At 50.2% G+C, this 21,205-nt stretch carries 15 protein-coding genes; 11 read left to right on the forward strand and 4 right to left on the reverse strand.

All coding sequences use genetic code 11. The annotated features are described in order from the left end of the window. Positions 1-159: 159 nt before the first annotated feature. From spoIIP to efeB, 4 genes are all read left to right on the forward strand, one after another. Positions 160-1,677 (forward strand): stage II sporulation protein P, encoded by a 1,518-nt coding sequence (spoIIP, locus tag NNL21_RS11120; RefSeq protein ID WP_204820845.1) that lies wholly within the window; start codon positions 160-162, stop codon positions 1,675-1,677. A gap of 748 nt (positions 1,678-2,425) precedes the next feature. After that, a complete protein-coding gene (locus NNL21_RS11125) occupies positions 2,426-3,913 on the forward strand; it encodes an FTR1 family protein (RefSeq protein WP_204820846.1) in 1,488 nt (495 codons plus the stop codon). A gap of 33 nt (positions 3,914-3,946) precedes the next feature. Then, positions 3,947-5,143 carry an iron uptake system protein EfeO gene (gene efeO / locus NNL21_RS11130; protein ID WP_204820847.1) on the forward strand — a complete coding sequence of 399 codons (1,197 nt, stop codon included), beginning with the start codon at positions 3,947-3,949 and terminating at the stop codon, positions 5,141-5,143. Positions 5,144-5,177: 34 nt separating this feature from the next. Continuing rightward, the gene (efeB, locus tag NNL21_RS11135; RefSeq protein WP_204820848.1) at positions 5,178-6,404 is read left to right on the forward strand and encodes an iron uptake transporter deferrochelatase/peroxidase subunit; all 1,227 of its coding nucleotides are present in this window, start codon (positions 5,178-5,180) and stop codon (positions 6,402-6,404) included. Positions 6,405-6,737: 333 nt separating this feature from the next. Here the strand turns inward: efeB and NNL21_RS11140 are convergent, their stop codons facing one another. From NNL21_RS11140 to NNL21_RS11150, 3 genes are all read right to left on the reverse strand, one after another. After that, a complete protein-coding gene (locus tag NNL21_RS11140; protein ID WP_204820849.1) occupies positions 6,738-7,301 on the reverse strand; it encodes a histidine phosphatase family protein in 564 nt (187 codons plus the stop codon). A 44-nt stretch (positions 7,302-7,345) separates the two neighbouring features. Beyond that, positions 7,346-7,813 carry a DUF5946 family protein gene (locus NNL21_RS11145; protein WP_204820850.1) on the reverse strand — a complete coding sequence of 156 codons (468 nt, stop codon included), beginning with the start codon at positions 7,811-7,813 and terminating at the stop codon, positions 7,346-7,348. An 86-nt stretch (positions 7,814-7,899) separates the two neighbouring features. Further along, on the reverse strand, positions 7,900-8,073 hold the full coding sequence (locus tag NNL21_RS11150) for a hypothetical protein (RefSeq protein WP_204820851.1): 174 nt from the start codon (positions 8,071-8,073) through the stop codon (positions 7,900-7,902). 367 nt (positions 8,074-8,440) lie between these two features. Between NNL21_RS11150 and NNL21_RS11155 the strand changes: the two genes are divergently transcribed. From NNL21_RS11155 to NNL21_RS36485, 6 genes are all read left to right on the forward strand, one after another. Next, entirely contained in the window at positions 8,441-9,940 is a 1,500-nt protein-coding gene (locus NNL21_RS11155; protein ID WP_204820852.1) for an IMP dehydrogenase, read from the forward strand. A 510-nt stretch (positions 9,941-10,450) separates the two neighbouring features. Beyond that, positions 10,451-11,269, forward strand: coding sequence for a Cof-type HAD-IIB family hydrolase (locus NNL21_RS11160; protein ID WP_204820853.1), 819 nt, complete (start codon positions 10,451-10,453; stop codon positions 11,267-11,269). Between the two features lie 72 nt (positions 11,270-11,341). Beyond that, positions 11,342-11,755, forward strand: a complete 414-nt coding sequence (locus NNL21_RS11165; RefSeq protein ID WP_204820854.1) for a DUF2203 domain-containing protein — start codon at positions 11,342-11,344, stop codon at positions 11,753-11,755. Between the two features lie 311 nt (positions 11,756-12,066). Further along, the gene (gene serC / locus NNL21_RS11170) at positions 12,067-13,161 is read left to right on the forward strand and encodes a 3-phosphoserine/phosphohydroxythreonine transaminase (protein ID WP_204820855.1); all 1,095 of its coding nucleotides are present in this window, start codon (positions 12,067-12,069) and stop codon (positions 13,159-13,161) included. A 234-nt stretch (positions 13,162-13,395) separates the two neighbouring features. Beyond that, positions 13,396-17,037: a LamG-like jellyroll fold domain-containing protein gene (locus NNL21_RS11175; RefSeq protein WP_204820856.1), complete on the forward strand. Its 3,642-nt coding sequence runs from the start codon at positions 13,396-13,398 to the stop codon at positions 17,035-17,037. A 222-nt stretch (positions 17,038-17,259) separates the two neighbouring features. Continuing rightward, positions 17,260-18,174 (forward strand): GNAT family N-acetyltransferase, encoded by a 915-nt coding sequence (locus NNL21_RS36485; RefSeq protein WP_204820857.1) that lies wholly within the window; start codon positions 17,260-17,262, stop codon positions 18,172-18,174. A 440-nt stretch (positions 18,175-18,614) separates the two neighbouring features. Here the strand turns inward: NNL21_RS36485 and NNL21_RS11185 are convergent, their stop codons facing one another. Next, positions 18,615-19,895 (reverse strand): glycoside hydrolase family 125 protein, encoded by a 1,281-nt coding sequence (locus tag NNL21_RS11185; protein ID WP_204820927.1) that lies wholly within the window; start codon positions 19,893-19,895, stop codon positions 18,615-18,617. A 350-nt stretch (positions 19,896-20,245) separates the two neighbouring features. On the opposite strand from NNL21_RS11185, the gene NNL21_RS11190 reads away from it, so the two are divergent. Beyond that, on the forward strand, positions 20,246-21,196 hold the full coding sequence (locus NNL21_RS11190; RefSeq protein WP_204820858.1) for an ABC transporter permease: 951 nt from the start codon (positions 20,246-20,248) through the stop codon (positions 21,194-21,196). Positions 21,197-21,205 lie beyond the last annotated feature (9 nt).

A 21,205-nucleotide genomic window follows, 5' to 3' on the forward strand; every position in this document is an offset into this window, starting at 1 on the left:
GTTTCGGAATTATTCGCGATTTCAGTCGATGTGGAGATGCTATACCCCGATTAGACCATGTCGAAACAATTATTTGACTATTGTTTGCATAATAATGCAACCTTCGCCATTTTTCTGCGTCTATCATTTGGTAACACTATCACTTGATCGAGGTGGATAATGAAAAGCAAGGTTGCACTACTATTAACGCTATTCTTTGTTCTATTCGTCGCTATTCCCAATGCCCAAGCTGCAACAGCCGCACCGGCTGCTGCAATAAAGCTCTACCTCAATGGTCAAGAACTCACATCAACCATTCCGCCGCGTGTTATCAAGCAGACGACGATGGTCCCGATCCGGATTATTTCGGAAGGATTAGGTGCGCCTGTTTCATGGGACAAGGCCGAACAGACCGTTAACATAACTCAACAACAAACCGTTCTTGTGCTGGACATTTCTAATTCTCAAGCCTATGTTAACGGACAAGCCGAGAAATTGGACCAACCTCCGACTGTGGAGAAGGGGACCACACTGCTGCCCATCCGTTTTGTGTCCGAGCGTCTGGGTGTAACCGTAATATGGGATGCGCCTACGAATTCGGTACATTTATGGAAGGATGATTTGAATGTCCCCGGCAGTGATCCAGCAGTCAACCCGGACGGCGAAGTTACTCCCGAGATTCCATCTACATATCCGGCTTTACAATCGATTAAGCTGGTCAATAATCAACTGCTGATTCAAGCGAATGGCAGCCTTACGCCCAACGTATTTACCTTAGCGAACCCGGATCGTCTCGTGATTGACCTTCCAGGCCTACAATTTGGCGATCTAATCAGCAATCCGCTTCCGGGTACGACGGGGGTACTCGTGGATCTTCCGGCGGACAACCCTTCGGTTGCCAACATTCGCTACGCGATGAGTATTCCTGAAACCTCCACGATCCGTATTGTGGCGGACCTCAAACAACCGATCAACCATCAACTGGTCCCTACAGGAGATACAAGCAATCTGACGATTAACCTAGAGCCTTATACCACTGTAACGCCAGGGAATGCAGCTGTTCTTATCTACCATTCGCATAATCAGGAATCGTGGTTGCCGGAATTGCCGGGCGTAACCAATCCGAATTTAGCTTACAGCCCTACCAAGAATATCACTACCGTGGGTGAACGGCTGGCCATGAACCTGCAAGGCATGGGAATGGAAGCTTTTCATTCTGCAGAAGACTATCAGAAGAGTTACGGGAAAAACTATAAGAGCTCGCAATCCTATATCTATTCCGAGAAAACCGTCAGAGACCATATGACTTCACATCCGCAAATCAAATATTTAATTGATATCCATCGTGATTCCAGCTCTCGCGGATCAACTACACTCAATATCAACGGCGTGAGTTATGCCAAACTCTATTTCGTCATCGGTTTGGAAAATCCGAACTGGAAGCAGAACGATGCGTTCGCGAAGCAGATTCAAAGTATGATGAACGAAAGATATCCCGGCATCTCCCGAGGGATTTATTACAAGGACCGAAAATCGGGGAACGGCTGGTACAACCAACAGCTTTCACCTACTAGCGCTTTAATTGAAGTTGGCGGCGTTGAGAATACAATCACCGAGTCGAATCGCACGATCGATATTCTTGCCGATGTCATCAACCAAATACGCATTGGCAACCAACTGAGTTCTGAAATTAAATAAGCATTAATCATAGAGGAAGCCGTGGATGAACGTTGTTCATTCCACGGCTTCCTATTTTATTAAAGGTAAGACTTGTGATGGCTGCGGCCTCATATAGTTCGACGTAATTATGTGATAATAATCTTTTTTTCTAAGAGAAGAGATGATGTAGTATAGATAAAATGAATGGTGTCCGCATCCGCCTGCGGACGGAGTCTAAGGAGAAACTGTTATTGAGATTCCGATCCTAGTAAGAGGAGCTGATAGCTTGACTTTATCTGGTCTTATAAACATTGTACTCAATGTTTTGTTGATGGCTTTGCTTGTATTCGGACTTGTACAGTGTAAAAAGCATTCCTTTATGGCTGGCTTCTATTTCTTTCTCATCCTCATTGTTAATCAGATTGCACCTTATCTTTACAGAAATTACATGTATACATTGATAGAAAGAGACACATCTCCGCCTATGGGACTGAGTATTGGCGAACTGGTCATGTGGCTTTCTCTAATTTCTAGATTTATTGAAGTGGTCGCTTTCAGCTTCATCGTGATTGGGCTGTTCCGGTTGTGGAAATCGAAGAAGACCGTTGAGGATCGCTAGAAGGCTGCATGAAGAGAATAAAGTTTAATTGAATAACAGGCAGATGACCGACCTCGCACCCAGGATTGTCACTAAATATATATTGACTTGAAGAGAGGCTAGGTTTATTATTTTCACATTAATTGATAATAATTATCAGTTCTGAACGGATGTCGGAGGAAGATGAATGTGAACATAAGGGTTGCAAGGTTAGTCCGCTTGCCCATGTTGATTCTTCTAATGGTCCTGTACCTCTTTGGCCAGTCGGACGTCGCCTCCAAAGCTTATGCCAATGGCAACATTGGGAACGAGTCGGAGATATCCGCGCAAGTCGACCAAATGTATGCTGACCTGGAGAAGAAAGACAACAAGAAAGCCGAAGAAGCGTTTAAGGCAATCAAGAAGTGGTGGACGCTGAACAAGGCGGTGGTCAAGTCCAAATCCTTTGATCTGGCACTAGAGATCGACAAGCAGATCGCTGCGCTATCCTTAGCCATGCTGACAGAGGATAATTCCAAGTCGTTGGACAGTGCGGCTTCCTTAAGATTCTCGCTCCACAATTATGAAGACGGAGCTTATGTTGGCGACGATGGGAAGTCGAACATGACGCTATCTGCCTTTATAAGCAAGCTGTTGCAGGCCAAGCAGTTGGCCGACGACAGGAAGTGGGATGAAGCTGAAGAGCTCATCAAGCGGCTTCAGAGCCAATGGCTCTCTGTTGAGGGCGACGTAGTTAGCCGTTCCCAGAAAGTCTATAACAATACGGAACGGGATCTCGTCATGGTAGATGCCTATCTCACTAATGAAGGCCAGCGTTCGCAGGCGTCAGCGGTTCTCGCCAGAATGGCAGACAGCCTGACTCCCCTCGTAGATGCGGGCTACTCCTGGTGGGATGCTGCGCTGATTCCGCTTCGTGAAGGGCTGGAGGCCGTACTGGTTGTCGGTGCTCTGCTTGTAGCAGCGGGACGTTCCGGCTCCAAGAAAGCGAAGCGCTGGGTCGTGGGAGGTGCAAGTGCCGGTGTAATTATCTGCCTTGCTGCCGGGTTTGCTGTGTCCATTCTTCTCTCATCGGCTGCGTTCGGAGGCAGCAACTCGCAGATCAACGGATGGACTGGCGTCATCTCCAGTATCATTCTCTTGTATGTTAGTTACTGGCTTCATCGTAATGCGGATATTAAGAAATGGAATTCCTTCCTGGGGCAGCAGAGCCATAAAGCATCTTCAACGGGGAGAATGATCAGCTTTGGTTTCCTCGCTTTCTTCGCCATCCTGCGCGAAGGGCTGGAGACGGTGCTCTTCCTGATTGGAATGGCAGGCAAAATGCCGGTTGGAACTTTGGCTGCGGGCATGGCGGCAGGGTTCGGTCTGCTCGTTGTTCTGGCCTGGCTGATGCTGAGAGCGGGTTCGAGGCTGCCTGTGCGTCCTCTCTTCCTCGTATCGAGCCTGGTCGTGTTTTACTTGTGCTTCAAATTCCTCGGCTCCGGTATTCATAGCCTGCAGATGGCTGGCGTGATTCCACCCACAGTGGAGGATTACCTGCCGGAGATGGCAGCGATCAGCCTGTATCCGTCCTGGTACAGTACGCTGCCGCAGCTGGTGTTTGTCCTCATAGGTCTTGCAGTCGTGCTGCCGCAATTTGCAAAGCGAATCTTTAGCCCAACAAGAACGGTTTCATAGGTATGATCAGATATTAGGGGGTTCTTATTCGACATGTTTAAACGTACTCAAGTCTTGACAGCTTTATCTCTTGGCGGCGTTCTGCTGCTCTCCGCTTGTTCTGGCAATAACAACGATCCGGGCCAAGCAGCCCAAAATACTCCGGGAGTCCAACAGCCGGCGACAGACCAGAATGACAGCGGACAAGGTGGAGATCAGGCCATCTTGGACGGCACAGCCAAGATGAAAGAAGAAACGGTGAAGCTGCAAGCAGCCTTGACCAAGCAGGATACGGACGAAGTGAAGAAGCAGAGCAAATCGATCAACGATGTCTGGCTTTCATTTGAAAATACTGTGCGCAAAATTTTTCCCCTCGAGTATACAGAGGTAGAAAAGTACGAAATGCCGATTTACTCTGCATCTGCTTATGACAAGGTGGATTTTGCTTCACTCACAACCACAGCGCAGAATCTGATGGCAGCGCTGGAGGCATTAGAGCAGGCTAAGCCTTCGAGCGGCAGTTCATCGGAACTGCTGAACAAGGCTGTTGCGAATTATGAAGCGTTCGTGAAGGAGCAGGCCTCCAAGTTTGCGGAAGAGACCAAGTTGTTCACAGCTGCGGTTAATGCCGGCAACGTTGAGGAAGCGAAGAAGGAATACACGAAAGCCCGTGTCTACTTCGAAACGATCGAGCCGGTGGCGGAGAGCTTCGGTGATCTCGATCCACGCATTGATGCGCGTTTGGCCGATGTGGAGGACGAGACCACATGGACGGGGTACCACCGCATCGAAAAAGCTCTGTGGTTGGATAAGTCGCTTGAGGGAATGAATGTATATTCCGACCAGCTGGTGAAGGATACCGAGGAGTTAGCAAGCAAGGTCCAATCCATCAAGCTCGATGCCAAAACGATGGTAGCCGGTGCGATTGAGCTCATCAATGAAGCCGCTACATCCAAAATCACTGGTGAAGAAGAAGTGTTCTCCAGAACGGACTTGGTTGACTTGGCAGCAAACATCAATGGCTCCAAAACGGTGTACTTGGCCATCATCCCGGCGCTTAACGAGCATAACCCGGATCTGGCTACCAAGCTGGATAAACAGTTCCAAGACATGGAGTCCATGCTGCTGACGTACCAGAAAAGTGGTGAATTCATCACATACGATCAGCTCACTACGGAACAGATTCGTGAGATCAGCGACAAGCTGAGCCAGCTTTCCGAACTGATGACCCAAACAGCAGCGATTTTGTAAGTCCACAAGGTACAGAGAGGAACGGGGTACGACCATGAAGGAAAAACAATCCCAGGTGTCTCGGCGAGATTTTCTCAAGATGTCGGCGGTAGCCGGAGCCGCGTTTGCCCTCGGAGGTGGAGGCGTGGGCACGGTCATGTCGGCACTCAACCAGAAGACGGCTTCAGCGGAAGTCTCACCGGCCAGTCAGGTGGCATTTTACGGCACTCATCAAGCAGGTATTGTTACTCCCCAGCAAACCTATATGTATCTAGCTAGCTTCAGGATCATTTCCAAATCCAGATCCGATCTTATCTCCATGCTTAAGGAATGGACACGTTTCAGCGATCTTAGCGTGGCTGGCGGATACAGGCAGAGCAGTGGCAATGAGCAGCTTCCCCCGTCGGATACGGGCGAGACGATAGATCTGGGGGCTTCGAACCTGACGATGACTTACGGATTCGGTGCGGGCTTTTTTATGAAGGACGGCAAGGACCGGTTCGGTGCAGCGTCCCGCAAGCCGCTCTATCTGCAGGATATTCCCCGAATGCCTAATGATCATATCGACGCCGATTTTCAGGCCGGGGACATTGTTGCACAGATCTGTGCGGACAATCAACAGGTTGCCTTCCATGCGCTGCGCAACCTGATCCGTCTTGCCTCCGGCCAAGCGGTGGTGAACTGGATTGAGGAAGGCTTTATTAGTGCACCTGAGGGCAAGACGCCTCGAAATTTATTCGGCTTCAAGGATGGAACCGCCAATCTCCAGCATCAGAACCCAGAAGGGTTTAATCAGGTCGTATGGGCGGATGCCGGAGAGCCGGCTTGGATGAAAGGCGGTTCGTATCTGGCCTACCGAAAGATTCGCATGCTGCTTGAGGTGTGGGATCGTACATCCCTGAAGGCCCAAGAGGATACCTTTGGCAGGGCCAAGGAAAGCGGGGCGGCTTACGGGGCCAAGGAGGAATTCGAGCCTGTGCAGTCATCAGAGCTGCCGCCAACTTCGCATGTCTTTCTTGCCAAACAATCCAGGCAAGCTATTCATCGCCGGGCTTATTCCTACACGGGTGCAATTGATCCTCGGACAGGACAGCTCGATGCCGGGCTGCTGTTCCTGAGCTACCAGCGCAATCCGCAGGAGCAATTCATCCCTATGCTGAGAATGATGCAGAGCAAGGACAAACTCAACGAATATACCCAACATATCGGCAGCGCCATGTACGCATGCCCTGGCGGGTTACTCGAAGGACAATACATCGGCCAGGCGTTACTCGAAGGCTGAACAGGACAGTAGAAGGGGTATTTCCGTATATTACGGGAATACCCCTTTTTAGCCATGAGTTTGTCACGCGTGGTGCACCAGCTGCCAACACACCACTTTGTTGCGCGGGCTGTTCATGGGATAACAACGAGAACGCCCCCTGCATTCACTTGGATGACGTCCCCCGAAACAAAATTTACAATCCCAACGTTAAAATGTAACCCTTCTGTAACAACGTCTTCATCTTCCGCTAATGTTAGGAGGGTATAATGTAACTACCCCCCCTTTTTATTGATATAAATTTGGAACCCGCAGCTACGGCTGGCGGGTTTCTGTGCGTTATGGGAAGCGAGGTCAGCCCGTCCACAATCGCTGTATGGCAGGCGACTCCTGGTGAAAGGAGAGCTGGTATACATCCGGATTAGATAAGGCCGCCCACTCGCGGAATCCGATATGAGGATCATAATATTTCAGCAGAAGTGATATCAGGTTTCCATGCGAGACGATCAAGATATTGTCGTAGGCGCTGTTCAATGCTTCATCGACGACAGCAATTGCGCGGGTCATGGCCGTGCGGCTGGACTCTCCGCCCTCATAGCAAAGATCCAGATCGTCATAGGTTCTTCGAAGTCTTTCACGCCACTCCGGATGATTAGGATTGGATAATACGCGTTCCGTTAAGCGATCCTCTAATCTGACATCCACTCCGAGCTTGCGGGCGAGCGGCTCAATAGATTTCGTTGCCCGTTCGTAGGGGCTCGAGAGGATATGCTGGATATCCCGATCGAGGAGGAATTCAGCGAGCTGATCGGCCTGTTGCAATCCGGCAGCTGTCAAGGGGGCATCAGCCGCTTGACCCTCTGCCTGGCAGTGTCGAACAATATACAACGTTTTCGTGTGTTGTGTTTGTGGATTCATGCAGCAGCTATCCTCCCCGCTTGATGGAATAAATCTCTATTATATTAGTTGATATCCCGATCTAATTCACCTCTTAGTTTTTCTTTCCATTTCGTAATGTTATCGATGGCATGGCGTTCACCGCCCAGGTAGATGTCTTCAATGGTCATGGACCACCATCTACGTTCACGTTTCCTATCTTTATTGGGAAGCGGATTGGTTATTTTGCTTAAGTTGGCTGTGATTTCCCGATTTTTCTTCAGTATGTACGAGATGCTCCAATCGTTATCATAGGCCTCAATGAATAATTGAACCAAGAGTTTGTAGCCTTCAACGGTATAATTAGACGGGTGTTGGATCATGTAACAGGATACAAGCCAAAAATGCAAGGCGTATAATTCGGGATCATTATGCTCCCAAACAAGGGGGAAACCAAATAGATCAAAACAGGATAGCCCATCGATCTCTTTGGCACCACATTCGATACATCTTCCCGCTTCCATAACCGTATTGTTATCGACCGCCACGATCATTTCAACCACCCTTCTAATCTACAATATGTAATCATAACAAGAAAGCCGCCGATCCCGTTACGGTCGACGACTCTCGTGCGGACTTGTTATTGTAGGCGGTAATCGTCTATTTTCTCGCCATCCTCCCAGATCTCGACGAACAGCGCATCGCAATTGTCAAAATCAGAGGGGCTCAACGAGAGTGCTTTTTCCTCGTCCTCACCGACATACACATTGTCCATCCCGTCCTCATTGAACGAAAGAACGACATAAAGTTTCATACGGTAGACCTCCAACCATTCGATATGGTGAATTATAACATAGCGGCGGAGCTGATGCTTTGTTTAGAAAGCGGAAATCAACGAACGCTTCAGCAGAGCTTTCTTTTTCGAGGGGGAACAGCGTCTGAAAGAGTCTGTACAGGAGTGGAGATTGATAATGCGTTCATGCAGAAAATACGAAAAAACTGATGATTTCCCACGAGGCGAGCTGCAGCGAATAGAACGGAAACTAGAGATTTAAAGTGCTGTATAAGCGGTAACCGGATGCTTATTTTCCCCCGACCCTAAATTTCCATTGACTGTCTTAGTGATTCGATGATAGAATTGAAAAAATTTACCCAAATGAAGGGCAGGGGGATCCCGCATCATGGCAACGTATTACAACGAACCATCAAGGACGTTTAGCGAATATTTGCTCATTCCGAATTTAACGACTAAGGATTGCAATCCATCGAATGTGAGCTTGAAAACACCACTGGTTAAGTTTAAGAAAGGCGACAAACCGGCCTATTCGCTTAACATCCCGTTCTCCTCGGCGGTCATGCAGTCGGTCTCCGACGATAAGATGGCGGTAGCGCTTGCAAGATGCGGGGGCATCTCATTCATCTTCGGCTCCCAGCCGATCGAGGAACAGGTGAATATGGTCCGCAAGGTCAAAAGCTATAAAGCAGGCTTCGTCGTCAGCCGCTCTAATCTTACCCCTGACCACACCCTCCAGGATATCCTGAACCTGAAAGAAAAGAACGTACACTCCACCTTCGCCATCACCCACGATGGTACCGCTAATGGCAAGCTGCTCGGCATCGTAGCCAGCCGGGATTACCGGATCAGCCGCGATGCACGGGATAAGAAAATCAGCAGCTTCATGACCCCCTTCGATTCGCTCGTATATGGTAAAACGGGCATTACGCTATCCGAAGCCAACGACCTCATCTGGGAACACAAGCTCAATTGTCTGCCTATTGTGAATGAAGACCAATGTCTCGATTATCTCGTCTTCCGCAAAGATTATGACGCTCACAAGGAATATCCGTATGAACTGCTGGATGCGAACAAAAGCTATATCGTAGGAGCGGGCATTAACAGCAAGGACTATAAAGAACGTGTACCGGCGCTCGTGAACGCTGGCGTAGATGTACTTGTCATCGATTCCTCGGATGGATACAGTGAATGGCAGCGTGAGACGATCGAATATGTGAAGGCGAACTTCGACGTGAAGATCGGCGCGGGCAACGTGGTTGACCGTGAAGGATTCTTATATCTGGTGGAAGCGGGAGCGGACTTCGTGAAGGTCGGCATCGGCGGCGGTTCCATCTGTATTACTCGGGAGCAGAAGGGAATTGGGCGCGGTCAAGCGTCGGCAGTTATCGAAGTTGCTGAAGCGCGCGAGCAGTATCTCAAAGAAACGGGCATCTATGTCCCGATCTGTTCGGACGGCGGGATTGTTCACGATTACCATATTACGCTCGCACTTGCCATGGGTGCTGATTTCGTGATGATGGGGCGTTACTTTGCCCGCTTCGACGAGAGCCCAACGCGCAAGCTGAAGGTCGGCAACAATTTCGTGAAGGAATTCTGGGGCGAGGGCTCCAACCGTGCGCGCAACTGGGAACGGTATGATACGGGCGGCAAGTCCGGCCTGTTGTTCGAGGAGGGTGTCGACTCTTACGTGCCTTATGCGGGCGGCATTCAGGAGAACCTGGACAAGACACTCGGCAAGATCAAGTCCACGATGTGCAACTGCGGCTCCAAATCCATTGAAGAGATGCAGCGCAATGCGCGCATTACGCTAGTCTCGGCGACGAGTCTGGTCGAAGGCGGCGCTCATGACGTCATCTTGAAGGAAAGCAGCTTGTCGGGCGAGTAGGACGCATAAGTTTCGTGAGAAGAAAAAGAGGGCAGGCGCTTTGCCCTCTTTTTGGTTTATACAGCGAGGCAAACGAATGCGCTCTAGCGCATTCCGTTGCTGTAACGCCCAAAAGCGGCGTAACAGCTTGCATTTGGCCGCGCAAGAAACGCTGTAACGCCGCTTTCTACCGTTACAGTGCCACAAACGAATGCGCTCTAGCGCATTCCGTTGCTGTAACGCCCAAAAGCGGCGTAACAGCTTGTATCTGGCCGCGCAAGAAACGCTGTAACGCCGCTTTCTACCGTTACAGCGCGGCGCATTCATGCCGACTTATGCCGGCAGCATAGGGTTGATGGTTATTTAGAGGAACCAGCTCATCAGTACCAGGGAACGCTTAACTTCGGGCTCGTATTCGTTCTCGTTCTCGGCCCGTGCTTGTGCTCGAGCTCGAACTCGAGTTATCAAGTTGATCATGACGCTGTTGTTCAATTTAAGAAGTATCTTTCAAGTGTAAGGAACCAGCAGCTATTGAAGTGGGGTGAAGGGATCCATAATATACAGGCGATTGTGCTGGATCTGGATGGAACATTGTTGAATTCGAATAAAGAAGTGTCCAGCAGAAACTTGCAGGCGGTTATGAACGGCCATCGAGCGGGGATGAAAATCATCATTGCGACAGCTCGTCCCCCTCGTTCCGTCAAAGCGATGCTGCCCCTGGAGCTGCTCAATCTCTCCTCCTTAATCTGCTATAACGGCGCATGGGTATGCGATGCGATGGCGGGTATTGAGGAGCATATTCCTATATCTCAGACGGCAACAGCGAGAATCATTGAGTTCTGCTTGGAGCATTTACCCCGGTGCATCATCAGTCTGGAAGTGCAGGACCAGTGGTATTCCAATCAAGACATAATCGACTCTACGATTTATGATCCTCAATTTCATCCCATTATGTCGACAGTCGATCAGTTGAAAGCCTATCATGCAACGAAAATCCTCCTGACGGAATTCGACGCGTGGGATCATCTGCAGCTGTTATTTGGTGAGGAAGCGAATATTGTTGTAACCGATCAAGGGAAGCTCATTCAGATCATGAATAAATCGGTGTCGAAGGACACGGGCATCATGAAATTATGCGGTCATTATGGGATCAAACCAGACGAAATCATCGTCTTTGGCGATGATTATAATGATATGGAGATGTTCCGGATGTCCGGTTATTCGATTGCGATGCAGAATGCCGTTCAAGAATTGAAGGATATCGCAAGCGAGGTAACGGCTTCGAACGATGAGCACGGAGTAGCGATTATTTTGGAGCGACTGCTCAGCGAACGAATATCCCCGGAATGAATGCACCCAGAGCGCTGTATTGGAAAATAACGTCGCAATTTAGTACACTTTGGATTAAGGAGTGGATGCGACATGGACAAGAAAACATTTACTTTGAGCGAAGCGAATGCGCTGCTTCCACAGCTGAAGGCTGATCTGGCGCAGCTGCAGAATCTAGCCAAACAGTTTGAAGAACGTTATTTGGAGCTGGAGAAGGCGAAAGCTCAATACGAGCCGTCATACGGCCGCGCAGAGGATGCGAAGGATCCATTCTTCGAAGCTGAGGGTCAGCTGGACTTTATGCGGGTTGAAGCAGATCTTCTGGTGGCAAACTTTGAGCGTAAAGGGGTGCTCCTGAAGATGGTCAATCCGGGCTTAATTGATTTTCCTGCGATCGTCAATGGGGAGCATGTGCTGATTTGCTGGAAAGAAGGGGAAGAACGCATCACCCATTATCACGGCTGGCATGATGGGTTCCAAGGACGAAAGCCGCTCCCGGATGCTTGACAAATAATGACTAGCAGTAGTGATTCGTTAATAAAAAGGCTTGACGGAATTCTTGAATTGCTTATAATTTAACCAACAGGTATCATATCGGATCATGCCTATGAAGAGAATCCAACTCGGAGGCGTTTTCGTCAAGAGCATTCCATATCGAATGCATCCTAAGTCAGCCGGCACCGCCCGTTACCGCGGAACCAAGAGGATCGAATGGTGTTCATCACCGTTCGGTCAAGTTGGGTGGCACCGCGAGCAAACGCTCCTCGTCCCAATAGGACGAAGGGCGTTTTTTGTTTGTCCAAAAGGATACGAGGAGGATGGAGAAGATGAATCGGATCTATAACTTTAATCCAGGGCCGGCGGCTCTTCCGCTGGAGGTGCTCCTTCAGGGACAACAAGAATTTAGCGAGTACGGCAAACACGGCATGTCGATCATGGAGATGTCTCACCGCAGTAAAGCGGTGGAAACACTGAACGGGGAGACGCAGCAGCTGCTGGCAGAGACGCTGAATTTGCCCGCAGGGTATCGCATCTTGTTCATGGGAGGCGGAGCTAGTACGCAATTCGCCTTGGTCCCCTTGAATTTGATGAAGGCTGGGAAGGTTGGGCGATATATCCTATCGGGAAGCTTCTCGGAAAAGGCTTACCTGGAGGCGCAAACCGTTGGCGCTGCAGCCGTTCTGTCCAGTACGAAGGAACACGGCTGGAGCCGGCTTCCTGCCGTGAACGATATCCGGTTAGGAACGGATACGGCTTACGTTCATATGACGACCAACAATACGATTGAAGGCTCGCAGTTTCAGGACTTTCCTGCAACGGCTCCGGTACCGCTCATTGGCGATATGACGAGTGACCTCTTGAGCCGCAGAATCGACTTGACGAAGTTTTCGATGTTCTATGCAGCCGCCCAAAAAAATCTCGGCCCCGCAGGGGTAACCGTCGCGGTCATTCATGAGGAGCTTCTGCAGGAATGCGCCGAACGGATTCCGACTATTTTCAAATACGGTACTTATGCTCAGCATGACTCGCTGTACAATACACCATCGGTTCATAGTATCTATATGATGAATCTAGTTCTTCGATGGGTGAAGGAGCAGGGAGGTGTTGAGGAGCTAGAGAAGCGGAATATTGAGAAAGCTAAGCTGATCTATGAGGTCATGGATACCAGCGGCGGCTTCTACAGTGGCATGGTCGAAAAGCCGTACCGTTCGATGATGAATGTGACTTGGCGGATGATGGACGCGGAATTGGAGGAACGTTTTGTGAAGGAGTCGCAGCTCCACGGATTTGACGGTTTGGCGGGTCACCGCAGTGTTGGAGGCCTGCGCGCTTCGGCATATAATGCGGTTCCGGTCCAATGGTGCAAGGCACTTGCTGAATTTATGATTGATTTCCAGAAGCGCAACGGCTAATATGATACGCCGCAGTTTGAGCTCATCCCCCATCAAGAAAAGGATGGGGAATGAGCCGAATTAACCATATATTATCAATTGTTAATAATGGTAAAATCAGGAATGTAAGCGCTGTATAAAAACTCGGAATGGGGTGGTAGATCTGTAACCGTGAGGTTGACTTGCTTCAAGGACATCACGATGAGCAGACGATGAGGACAGATATTCACATCAATTGTCGAGGAGGCGTAATTAATGAGTGCAGTTCACCAACGAAAGTGGATCACGTATGTGATGATCGTCAGCTTGGTTATATGGATGCTGCCGGCTAACCAAGGGATCAGTGCCGTCGAAGCTTCCGCTGAAGTACCTGAGGCAGCAGCCGCACCGCCCTTTGTGATTTCCAGCTTCGAACAGGATCTGGAGGGCTGGACAGCCGGGGAGAACGTGGCGGAGCTAACGAGAGTGGATTCGTTCAAGAACGGTCCGTTCAAGCCCCGCCGCGGAACGTATGCACTGGATGCCAGCTTCGTGCCGGGATTGAACACGAATCAATGGCGTTCTATCCATAAGACATTCGACCAACCGGTCGACCTGAGTTACCGGCCCATTATTGCTGCAGATTTCAACAGCTGGGGCACCGCATGGCTGGGCGGCCAGGAGAATTATGTCCGCATTCGCGTATATAGTGGCGATCAGGTCAAGGACAGCGGAGAGATCGTGTATACGCCGGATCAGTGGAACAGTATACATTTTGATATGACAGGCTGGGCTTATTTGCACGCCATCGACAAAATCGAAGTGATGTACCGCGCCTCTCTCGACTTGGTTGATTCCAGATGGGATGAGGCGCACATGCAGATCGACCAAGTGATGGCCGTTTCGGATCCGGCAACGGTAGACTTTCCATCTCCTGACTACACAGCCGGCTACAGCTTTGATGCGGCCGTCGGCGCGACGATGTTCGACGATTCCGGCAGCGGGCTTGATGCGGTCCATACGTATAATGGAGCGGATACGGCCCCTCAGCTTGTACCGGGCAAATTGGGCAGCGCGATTGCCTTGGATGGAAGCGCGTCTGATTATGTGCGAATTCCGGACGGATTGACGCAGCGGCTCAATGGTGATTTCGCATTCACCGGCTGGGTGAAGCCAGCGGCAGCTCTTCAACAAGGCGCAGAAGTCTTCAGCTTTGAAGCGGAGGATGGCTCTTTCATGGAGCTATCGACCGCCGCGAATGGGGCCCTGGCGTTCATGCTGCGCAAGACAGACGGAAACCAGACCGACTCGATTAGCGGAGGCGCGCTTGAGCCAGGCCGCTGGAATCACATCGCGGTCACGATGACCGTCGGGCAAGCGAAGCTATATGTGGACGGGGCGGAGGCAGCCAGCGGCGACGGATTCGTTCTTCGTCCGTCTGATATCGGTGCGGCGGCTGACAGCCGATTGGGACAAGACCTGAACGGCCAGTTGGACGAATTCCGGTTCTACAGCCATTCGCTCAGTGCGGATCAGATCGCCGATATGAGTATGTTCAGTCTGTATTATAAGTTTAACGATGGAAGAGGAACTACGGCCAAGGATGCTTCGAAGTTCAAATTACATGCCGAATTAATCGGCGGCGCTACGTTTGGCGTTGGAGCCAAAGGTGGCGCGGTTGTCCTAAGCGGCAAGAATCAATACGTTCAGCTCCCGCAAGGCATCATCGAATCACTAGCCGGCAAGTATACATTCAGCGCTGGCGTAAGGCTGGATGATAAAGGCAGCGGAGGCGACAAGCTGTTTAGCTTCTCCAGCGGCAGCGGGCAATTATCACTGAGCCTGACCGGCAGCGGAGATGGTCCTGTCTTCACGATCGAATCTGGTGGACAGCAGGATGTCATTCGAGCCAACAATGCAGCCGTCCGATTAGGTGAATGGACTCATGTTGCGGTCACTGTCGACGGTAATGTCGGTGTGCTGTATCTGAATGGCACGGCAGTCGGAAGCAATAATCAGATGACGCTCAGTCCGCGCAGCCTGGGGACGCAAGCCGAGGGTGTGATTGGCAAATCGGACCGTTCCAGCTTCATGAAAGGGCGTGTGGACGAGTTTCGTGTGTACGACACTACGCTGACCGCGGAAACGATCGCGGCGCAAGCGGCCGAGTTCCACAAGCAGGATCGGTCGCCGCAAATTCCGATCACGAATGCGAATTGGAGCGCAACCGATGCACTGGGACGCAAGCTTCCGACCTATGAGGAGGTCGGGCCGACCCGGGAAGGCAAATATGTCGGGGTATTCTATTACATTTGGCATGGCACGCACGGAAATCAGATCTATGATAACACGAAGATTCTGGCTGCTAATCCAACCGATCCTCAGTATGGTCCTATGCATGCCTTCCATTTCTGGGGAGAGCCGGAAGCCGGTTATTATCAAGCGGATGATCCGTGGGTGATCCGGCGAAACCTGCACATGCTGTCCAATGCAGGCGTCGACTTTATCTATTTTGACGTGACGAATGCGTTCACCTATCTGGATGTAGTGGCCCAACTCGCGGACGTCTCGATGCAGATGCGTGAGGAAGGCATACAAACGCCGTATTTGGTATTCACGACTTCCTCCAGCAGCGGAGCGGTCGTTAATGAATTGTACGACAAGCTTTATTCCAAGGAGCTTTACAAGGACTTGTGGTTCATATGGGACGGCAAGCCGCTCATTATGGGCAACATTGCGGATCCGGCACTGTCGCAAACCGCCAAGGACTTCTTCACATTCCGCTATAGCTGGGCTTGGACCGACGCGAAGAACCAGCCCGACCATTGGCAGTGGGTCGACGAGTACCCGCAGGATTATGGATGGCATGAAGATCCGTCTGTCCCCGAGCAGGTTGCGGTGGCAGCTGCCTCTCATCCAATGAACAACATCGGGCAGAGCTATCAGAATGGGGCGCAGCCCGACTACGATCCGCTGACGAGATTAACGCCTTATACCGGGCAAGGCCGCCATCTGGCGGAGCAGTGGAATCGTGCGCTTGAGGTCGATCCGGAGGTCGTTATGGTAACGCAGTGGAATGAATGGGTCGCGCAGCGTTTCATTATCGATCAAAGCACGCTTGGCATTGAATTTCTGGGTAAGAGGCTGAACATCGGGGACAGCTATTTCGTCGATGACTATAACGAGGAGTACAACCGCGATATCGAACCGATGAAGGATGGTCATACCGACAACAATTATTATCAGCTGGTTTCTTATATCCGGAAGTTCAAGGGGATGGAAGCGCCGCCGCAGCCTGGCTCCGGAGAGAAGGAGAAGATCAACATCGACGGCAAGTTCAAGGATTGGAAGAATGTAGGCACTGTCTTCACGGATCCTGCCGGCGATACGCTGCATCGCGACTGGAAGGGGTATGACCCAACCACCCAGTATACCAATGCGACCGGCCGCAACGATATCGTGGAAAGCAGAATTGCCTACCACGACAATGACGTTTTCTTTTATGCCCAAACAGCGGACCCGCTTACGCCTCATACGGATCCGAATTGGATGCAGCTGTTCATCGATACCGACCAGTCGAAGGAAACGGGCTGGGAAGGCTATGATTTTGCCGTCAATCTAGACGTTATCAGCGACAAGAAGACGCGAATCAGCCAGTATAAGAACGGGGCTTGGACCGATGCGGGCACGGCAGATTACCGTTATGTAGGCAATGAGCTGGAAATTCGGCTGCCGCGCAAGCTGCTTGGGCAGAAGAGCGGCAATAAGCCGCTGGCGCTTCAGTTCCACTGGGCCGACAATATGCAGAAGCAGGGCGATATAACGGAGTTTTTCTTGAATGGGGACTCTGCGCCGGACAGAAGGGCCAATTTCCAAGTGGGTGATCCCATCCAAGGTGAGGGAGGGAACCACCACTGAAATAAGCTCTATTGTCAGAAGTTAGGAACCGTCCCGATAGCGAGAACCGTCTGACGAAATAGCTCTTAATGGAGCAAGACCGCTTTGCGGAGGGTCTTGCTCTTTGCCTTTCTTCGTCGACGCATGGGCGGGATAGAATAGCTATATCGATTATTTCCCAGCCGCCGAAGGCACCTTTTGCTACACTAGTCGTACAATCATCGATTGAAAGGGGCTCGTTCGGTGGGAGCTAACCTGGAGAGTGGATATGCATTAATAAGAGCGAATCCAAGGAATTTTGCCATTCATTACAGCACCTATCGGGAAAATATATTTTTCAGACAAAGCTGGGAGAAGCGATTGGCTATCTTCGGAGATGACGCTCCTTGCTATTGGATTACATTTCGGACACGACGAATAGGCGGTGTTTGCATAGAAGCCAATGAGCTCTCCTCCTTCTTCTTAGAACCGCCTTATACAGACCTTCATCAGGTACTGCCCGTACTAAAGAATTACTTAATCACTGTTTCCGACATGGAAAAGCCCATTCAAGTGTATGGGATTCTTCCGTATCAATCCGAAGCGTTCATGCGTCTGGGCTTTGTATTGTCAGAAAGCCGCCGCGTGATGATCCGGCCGACAGAGGCCTGTCCCTCCCCCGATTGGGGCACTTCATTGCGTGTTATATCGCCTACTCCTGAACATTCAGAAGATATGGCAAGGCTCTTTCTGGAAGCCTATTCAGGCAAAGACCAAATTGGCTTGCCTGCGGACAATACGATCGACCAGCATCATTCCTATTTGTCGTACTATTTTGCACATAACACAGCTGAGATTGTAAAGAATGCATCAAGCTTGGTATTTGATAAGCGGAATAACAAGCTGGCGGCAGTTTGCTTGATTTCGATCTGGGAGGATCTGCCGCTCCTATCGAATATCGCGGTCCTGCCCGAATACCGCGGCAAACAAATCGCCTCCAGATTGATCACGCATGCGTTGACCGTGTTGAACCAAGCGTATGAGGTGCTTCGCCTGTTTGTGACCATTGGCAATCCTGCGGAATCGCTGTACCATCATCTTGGGTTTTATTCAGGAATGGAGCAGATGACCTTGTATTTACCACCTGATAAGGTTGGCGATGTGCAAATGGATGAATGATCTGAACAATCCGGCAAGGAAGATTGGGCTGATTTTATATAAAAAAAAGGGCTGGTTGTCGTGTATACGATGGCCAGCCCTGTTTGATGTTGCGAGCGGAGCGGGAAGAATGATTCTGGAGAAGCGCTAGCGGTCGCCTTTGTTCCCGAATATCGACCAATTAGTAAAAAATTCAAAGAAATTCGGGAACAACAGCGATCGTAAGAACATGCTGCCCGCGCAGCGGTATGTGTGTTCCAGCCACTCGTTCATAGATTGAACGAAATCAAGGATACGAATAGCGGAGCGGGAAGAATGATTCTGGAGAAGCGCCAGCGGTCGCCTTTGTTCCCGAGTATCAACCAACTAGCAGAAATTCAAAGAAATTCGGGAACAACAGCGATCGTAAGAACATTCTGCCCGCGCAGCGGTGGTTTATGTTCCTATCCCTTCGATCTCACCTAAACGAGCTTCTTATCCATCGCCTTGCAAATCAGTGTAGCAAACAAACTGTTGGACCAGGCGAACCACTCTCTGGAGAAGTCGGATGGATCATCCGGATGGAAGCCTTCATGCATGTAGCCGGTATCTGCATCCGTATTGATCAACATTTCGATCAATTCCTTGATTTCCTCATCATTATCAGCAGTCAGCGCCTGCATGGACAGCGCCATATGCCATACGTAGCCGCCCGGCGTATGCGGACTGCCAATCCCCTTGGCCTGCTTGCCCTCGAAGTAGAACGGATTGTCAAAGCTCAGCGCAAAACGGCGCGTGTTCTGATAAATCGGATCCTCTACCCCTACATAACCGATATAAGGAATCGAGATCAGCCCCGGCGTACCCGCGTCATCCATCAGGCAGTAATTGCCGTAGCCATCCGTTTCATACGCATAGATTTGTCCATATTTGGGATGATTGACGATGCCGTACGCACGAATGCCATAATCGATTTCCCTGCGCAGCTTGTCCGCCCGTTCAGCCAGACGCGTATCTTGGTAGATCTCCGTGGCAATTTCAATAATATGTCCAAGTACGACCACCGCAAACATATTGGCCGGAATATTGTACCCGAACAGGTTGGCGTCATCGCTCGGACGGAAGCCGGACCAGGTCATGCCCGTATAGTTGACGGGAAGTCCGCGTCCCTCGTTCTGGAGCGTTTCGGTTTCCTGCTTGGTTTGACGGATAAAATGGTATGTGGAGCGCTGTTCATGACGCTGCTCGGTGATCATCACCTGCACAATGGAAGTGAGCGCCTGATAGCAAGCATCGGTGAAAATGTCGGTTTGCCCGGTTTCCCTCCAGTACGAATACAGCAGCTGCACCGGAAAGCATAAGGAGTCCAGTTCATATTTGCGCTCCCACATCCACGGACTCAAGCCGCAATCATCGGTTGCCAGATAATGACGATCGTTAGCGGTCTCATTAAAAGCGTTGGTGTAGGGATCGATGTTGATGTAGAAGATCTGACGGGCAATCGACCCGCTGATAATGCGCTGCAGATCCTTGTCGTTCTTGGCAAACGGAATATAATGACGGACCTGTTCGGTGGAGTCGCGCAGCCACATGGCTGGAATGTCGCCTGTGAATACAAAGGTCGTTCCATCGTCCAGCAGCTTTGTTGTCGTTTCGAGTGTGTTAGGAAAACAGTTTCGGAACAATTGCTGCAGCTTGGGACGATGTGCAAGGCGCTGATCGGCTTCGTTCATAAACTGGGTGATCGAGTTTGGAAGTGTCATCATGAATGTCTCCTTCAATGGTTTAGACTCTCTATGGCAGGATTGCACATTACCGATGACACAGCAATATGTATCATTTGCGGTTGAAACCGCAGGACAAAAACGACATATTAGACCACCGGCGAATGAATAGCACCTCTTGTCAAATGTGCTTTCACGCAGGCAGGGCGATAAGGGCAAAGCCTTGATACATCTAGGTTTATTAGAACTCGATCGAACGTCATGCAGAACCTACATATTTACCGTCACTTCAATTCTTACATACAATTCAATGTGTGAGGCGGTTGTAACGGTTGTAAGCGGTGACAACGAAATCACAACGAGATCGTGAAAGAGGAAGGAGAGAAGAGATGAAGGGAACGGGGCAGCAAGCTGTACAGCCAACTCTTCGACCGTCAGGCGGAATCGGTAAGAAAATAAGACAAAACTGGGAACTCTATTTATTCATAGCTCCTGCATTTTTGTACTTTGCCATCTTCCATTACGGACCCATGTACGGCATTCAAATCGCATTCAAAAACTTTATTCCTTCTAAGGGCATTTTCGGAAGTGATTGGGTAGGCTTTCAGCATTTTGAACGTTTTTTTAACTCGCATTATTTTTGGGACTTGCTTTGGAACACCTTGAGCATCAGCTTCTTGGAGCTGGCCATCGGGTTTCCGCTTCCGATCATCCTGGCGCTTGCATTCAATGAAGTGCGAAACGGCTTTTTTAAGAAAACGGTGCAAACGGTTACTTACGCGCCGCATTTCATATCAATGGTTGTTATGGCGGGAATGATCATTACCTTCCTGTCGCCATCCTCCGGGATGATTATCCGGTTGATTGAGATGTTCGGAATCAACGCACCGCAGTTTCTGAATGAGCCTGCCTGGTTCAAGACGGTTTATGTGCTTTCAGGCGTGTGGCAGAGTGCCGGCTGGGGGACAATTATTTATCTGGCTGCTCTATCGGCCGTCGATCCGCAGCTGCATGAAGCGGCGATTGTGGATGGCGCTAGCAGGTTCAAGCGCATGCTGCATATCAATTTGCCAACCATTGTTCCGACCATTACCATTCTGCTCATTCTCAATACAGGCAATATTCTGGGCGTAGGGTATGAGAAGATTTTGCTGCTGCAAAACTCATTGAATATGGAGTCATCAGACGTCATCTCCACCTTTGTTTACCGTTCAGGCCTGGTTAGCGCACAATATAGCTTCTCCACTGCAGTCGGTCTTTTCAACTCGATTGTGAATGCGATTATGCTAATTATGGTGAACCAGATTGCGAAGCGAACGAGCGAAACAAGCCTATGGTAAAGGGAGGGG

The sequence above is a fragment of the Paenibacillus mendelii genome (genome assembly GCF_024498075.1).
Lineage (GTDB): Bacteria > Bacillota > Bacilli > Paenibacillales > Paenibacillaceae > Paenibacillus_Z > Paenibacillus_Z mendelii.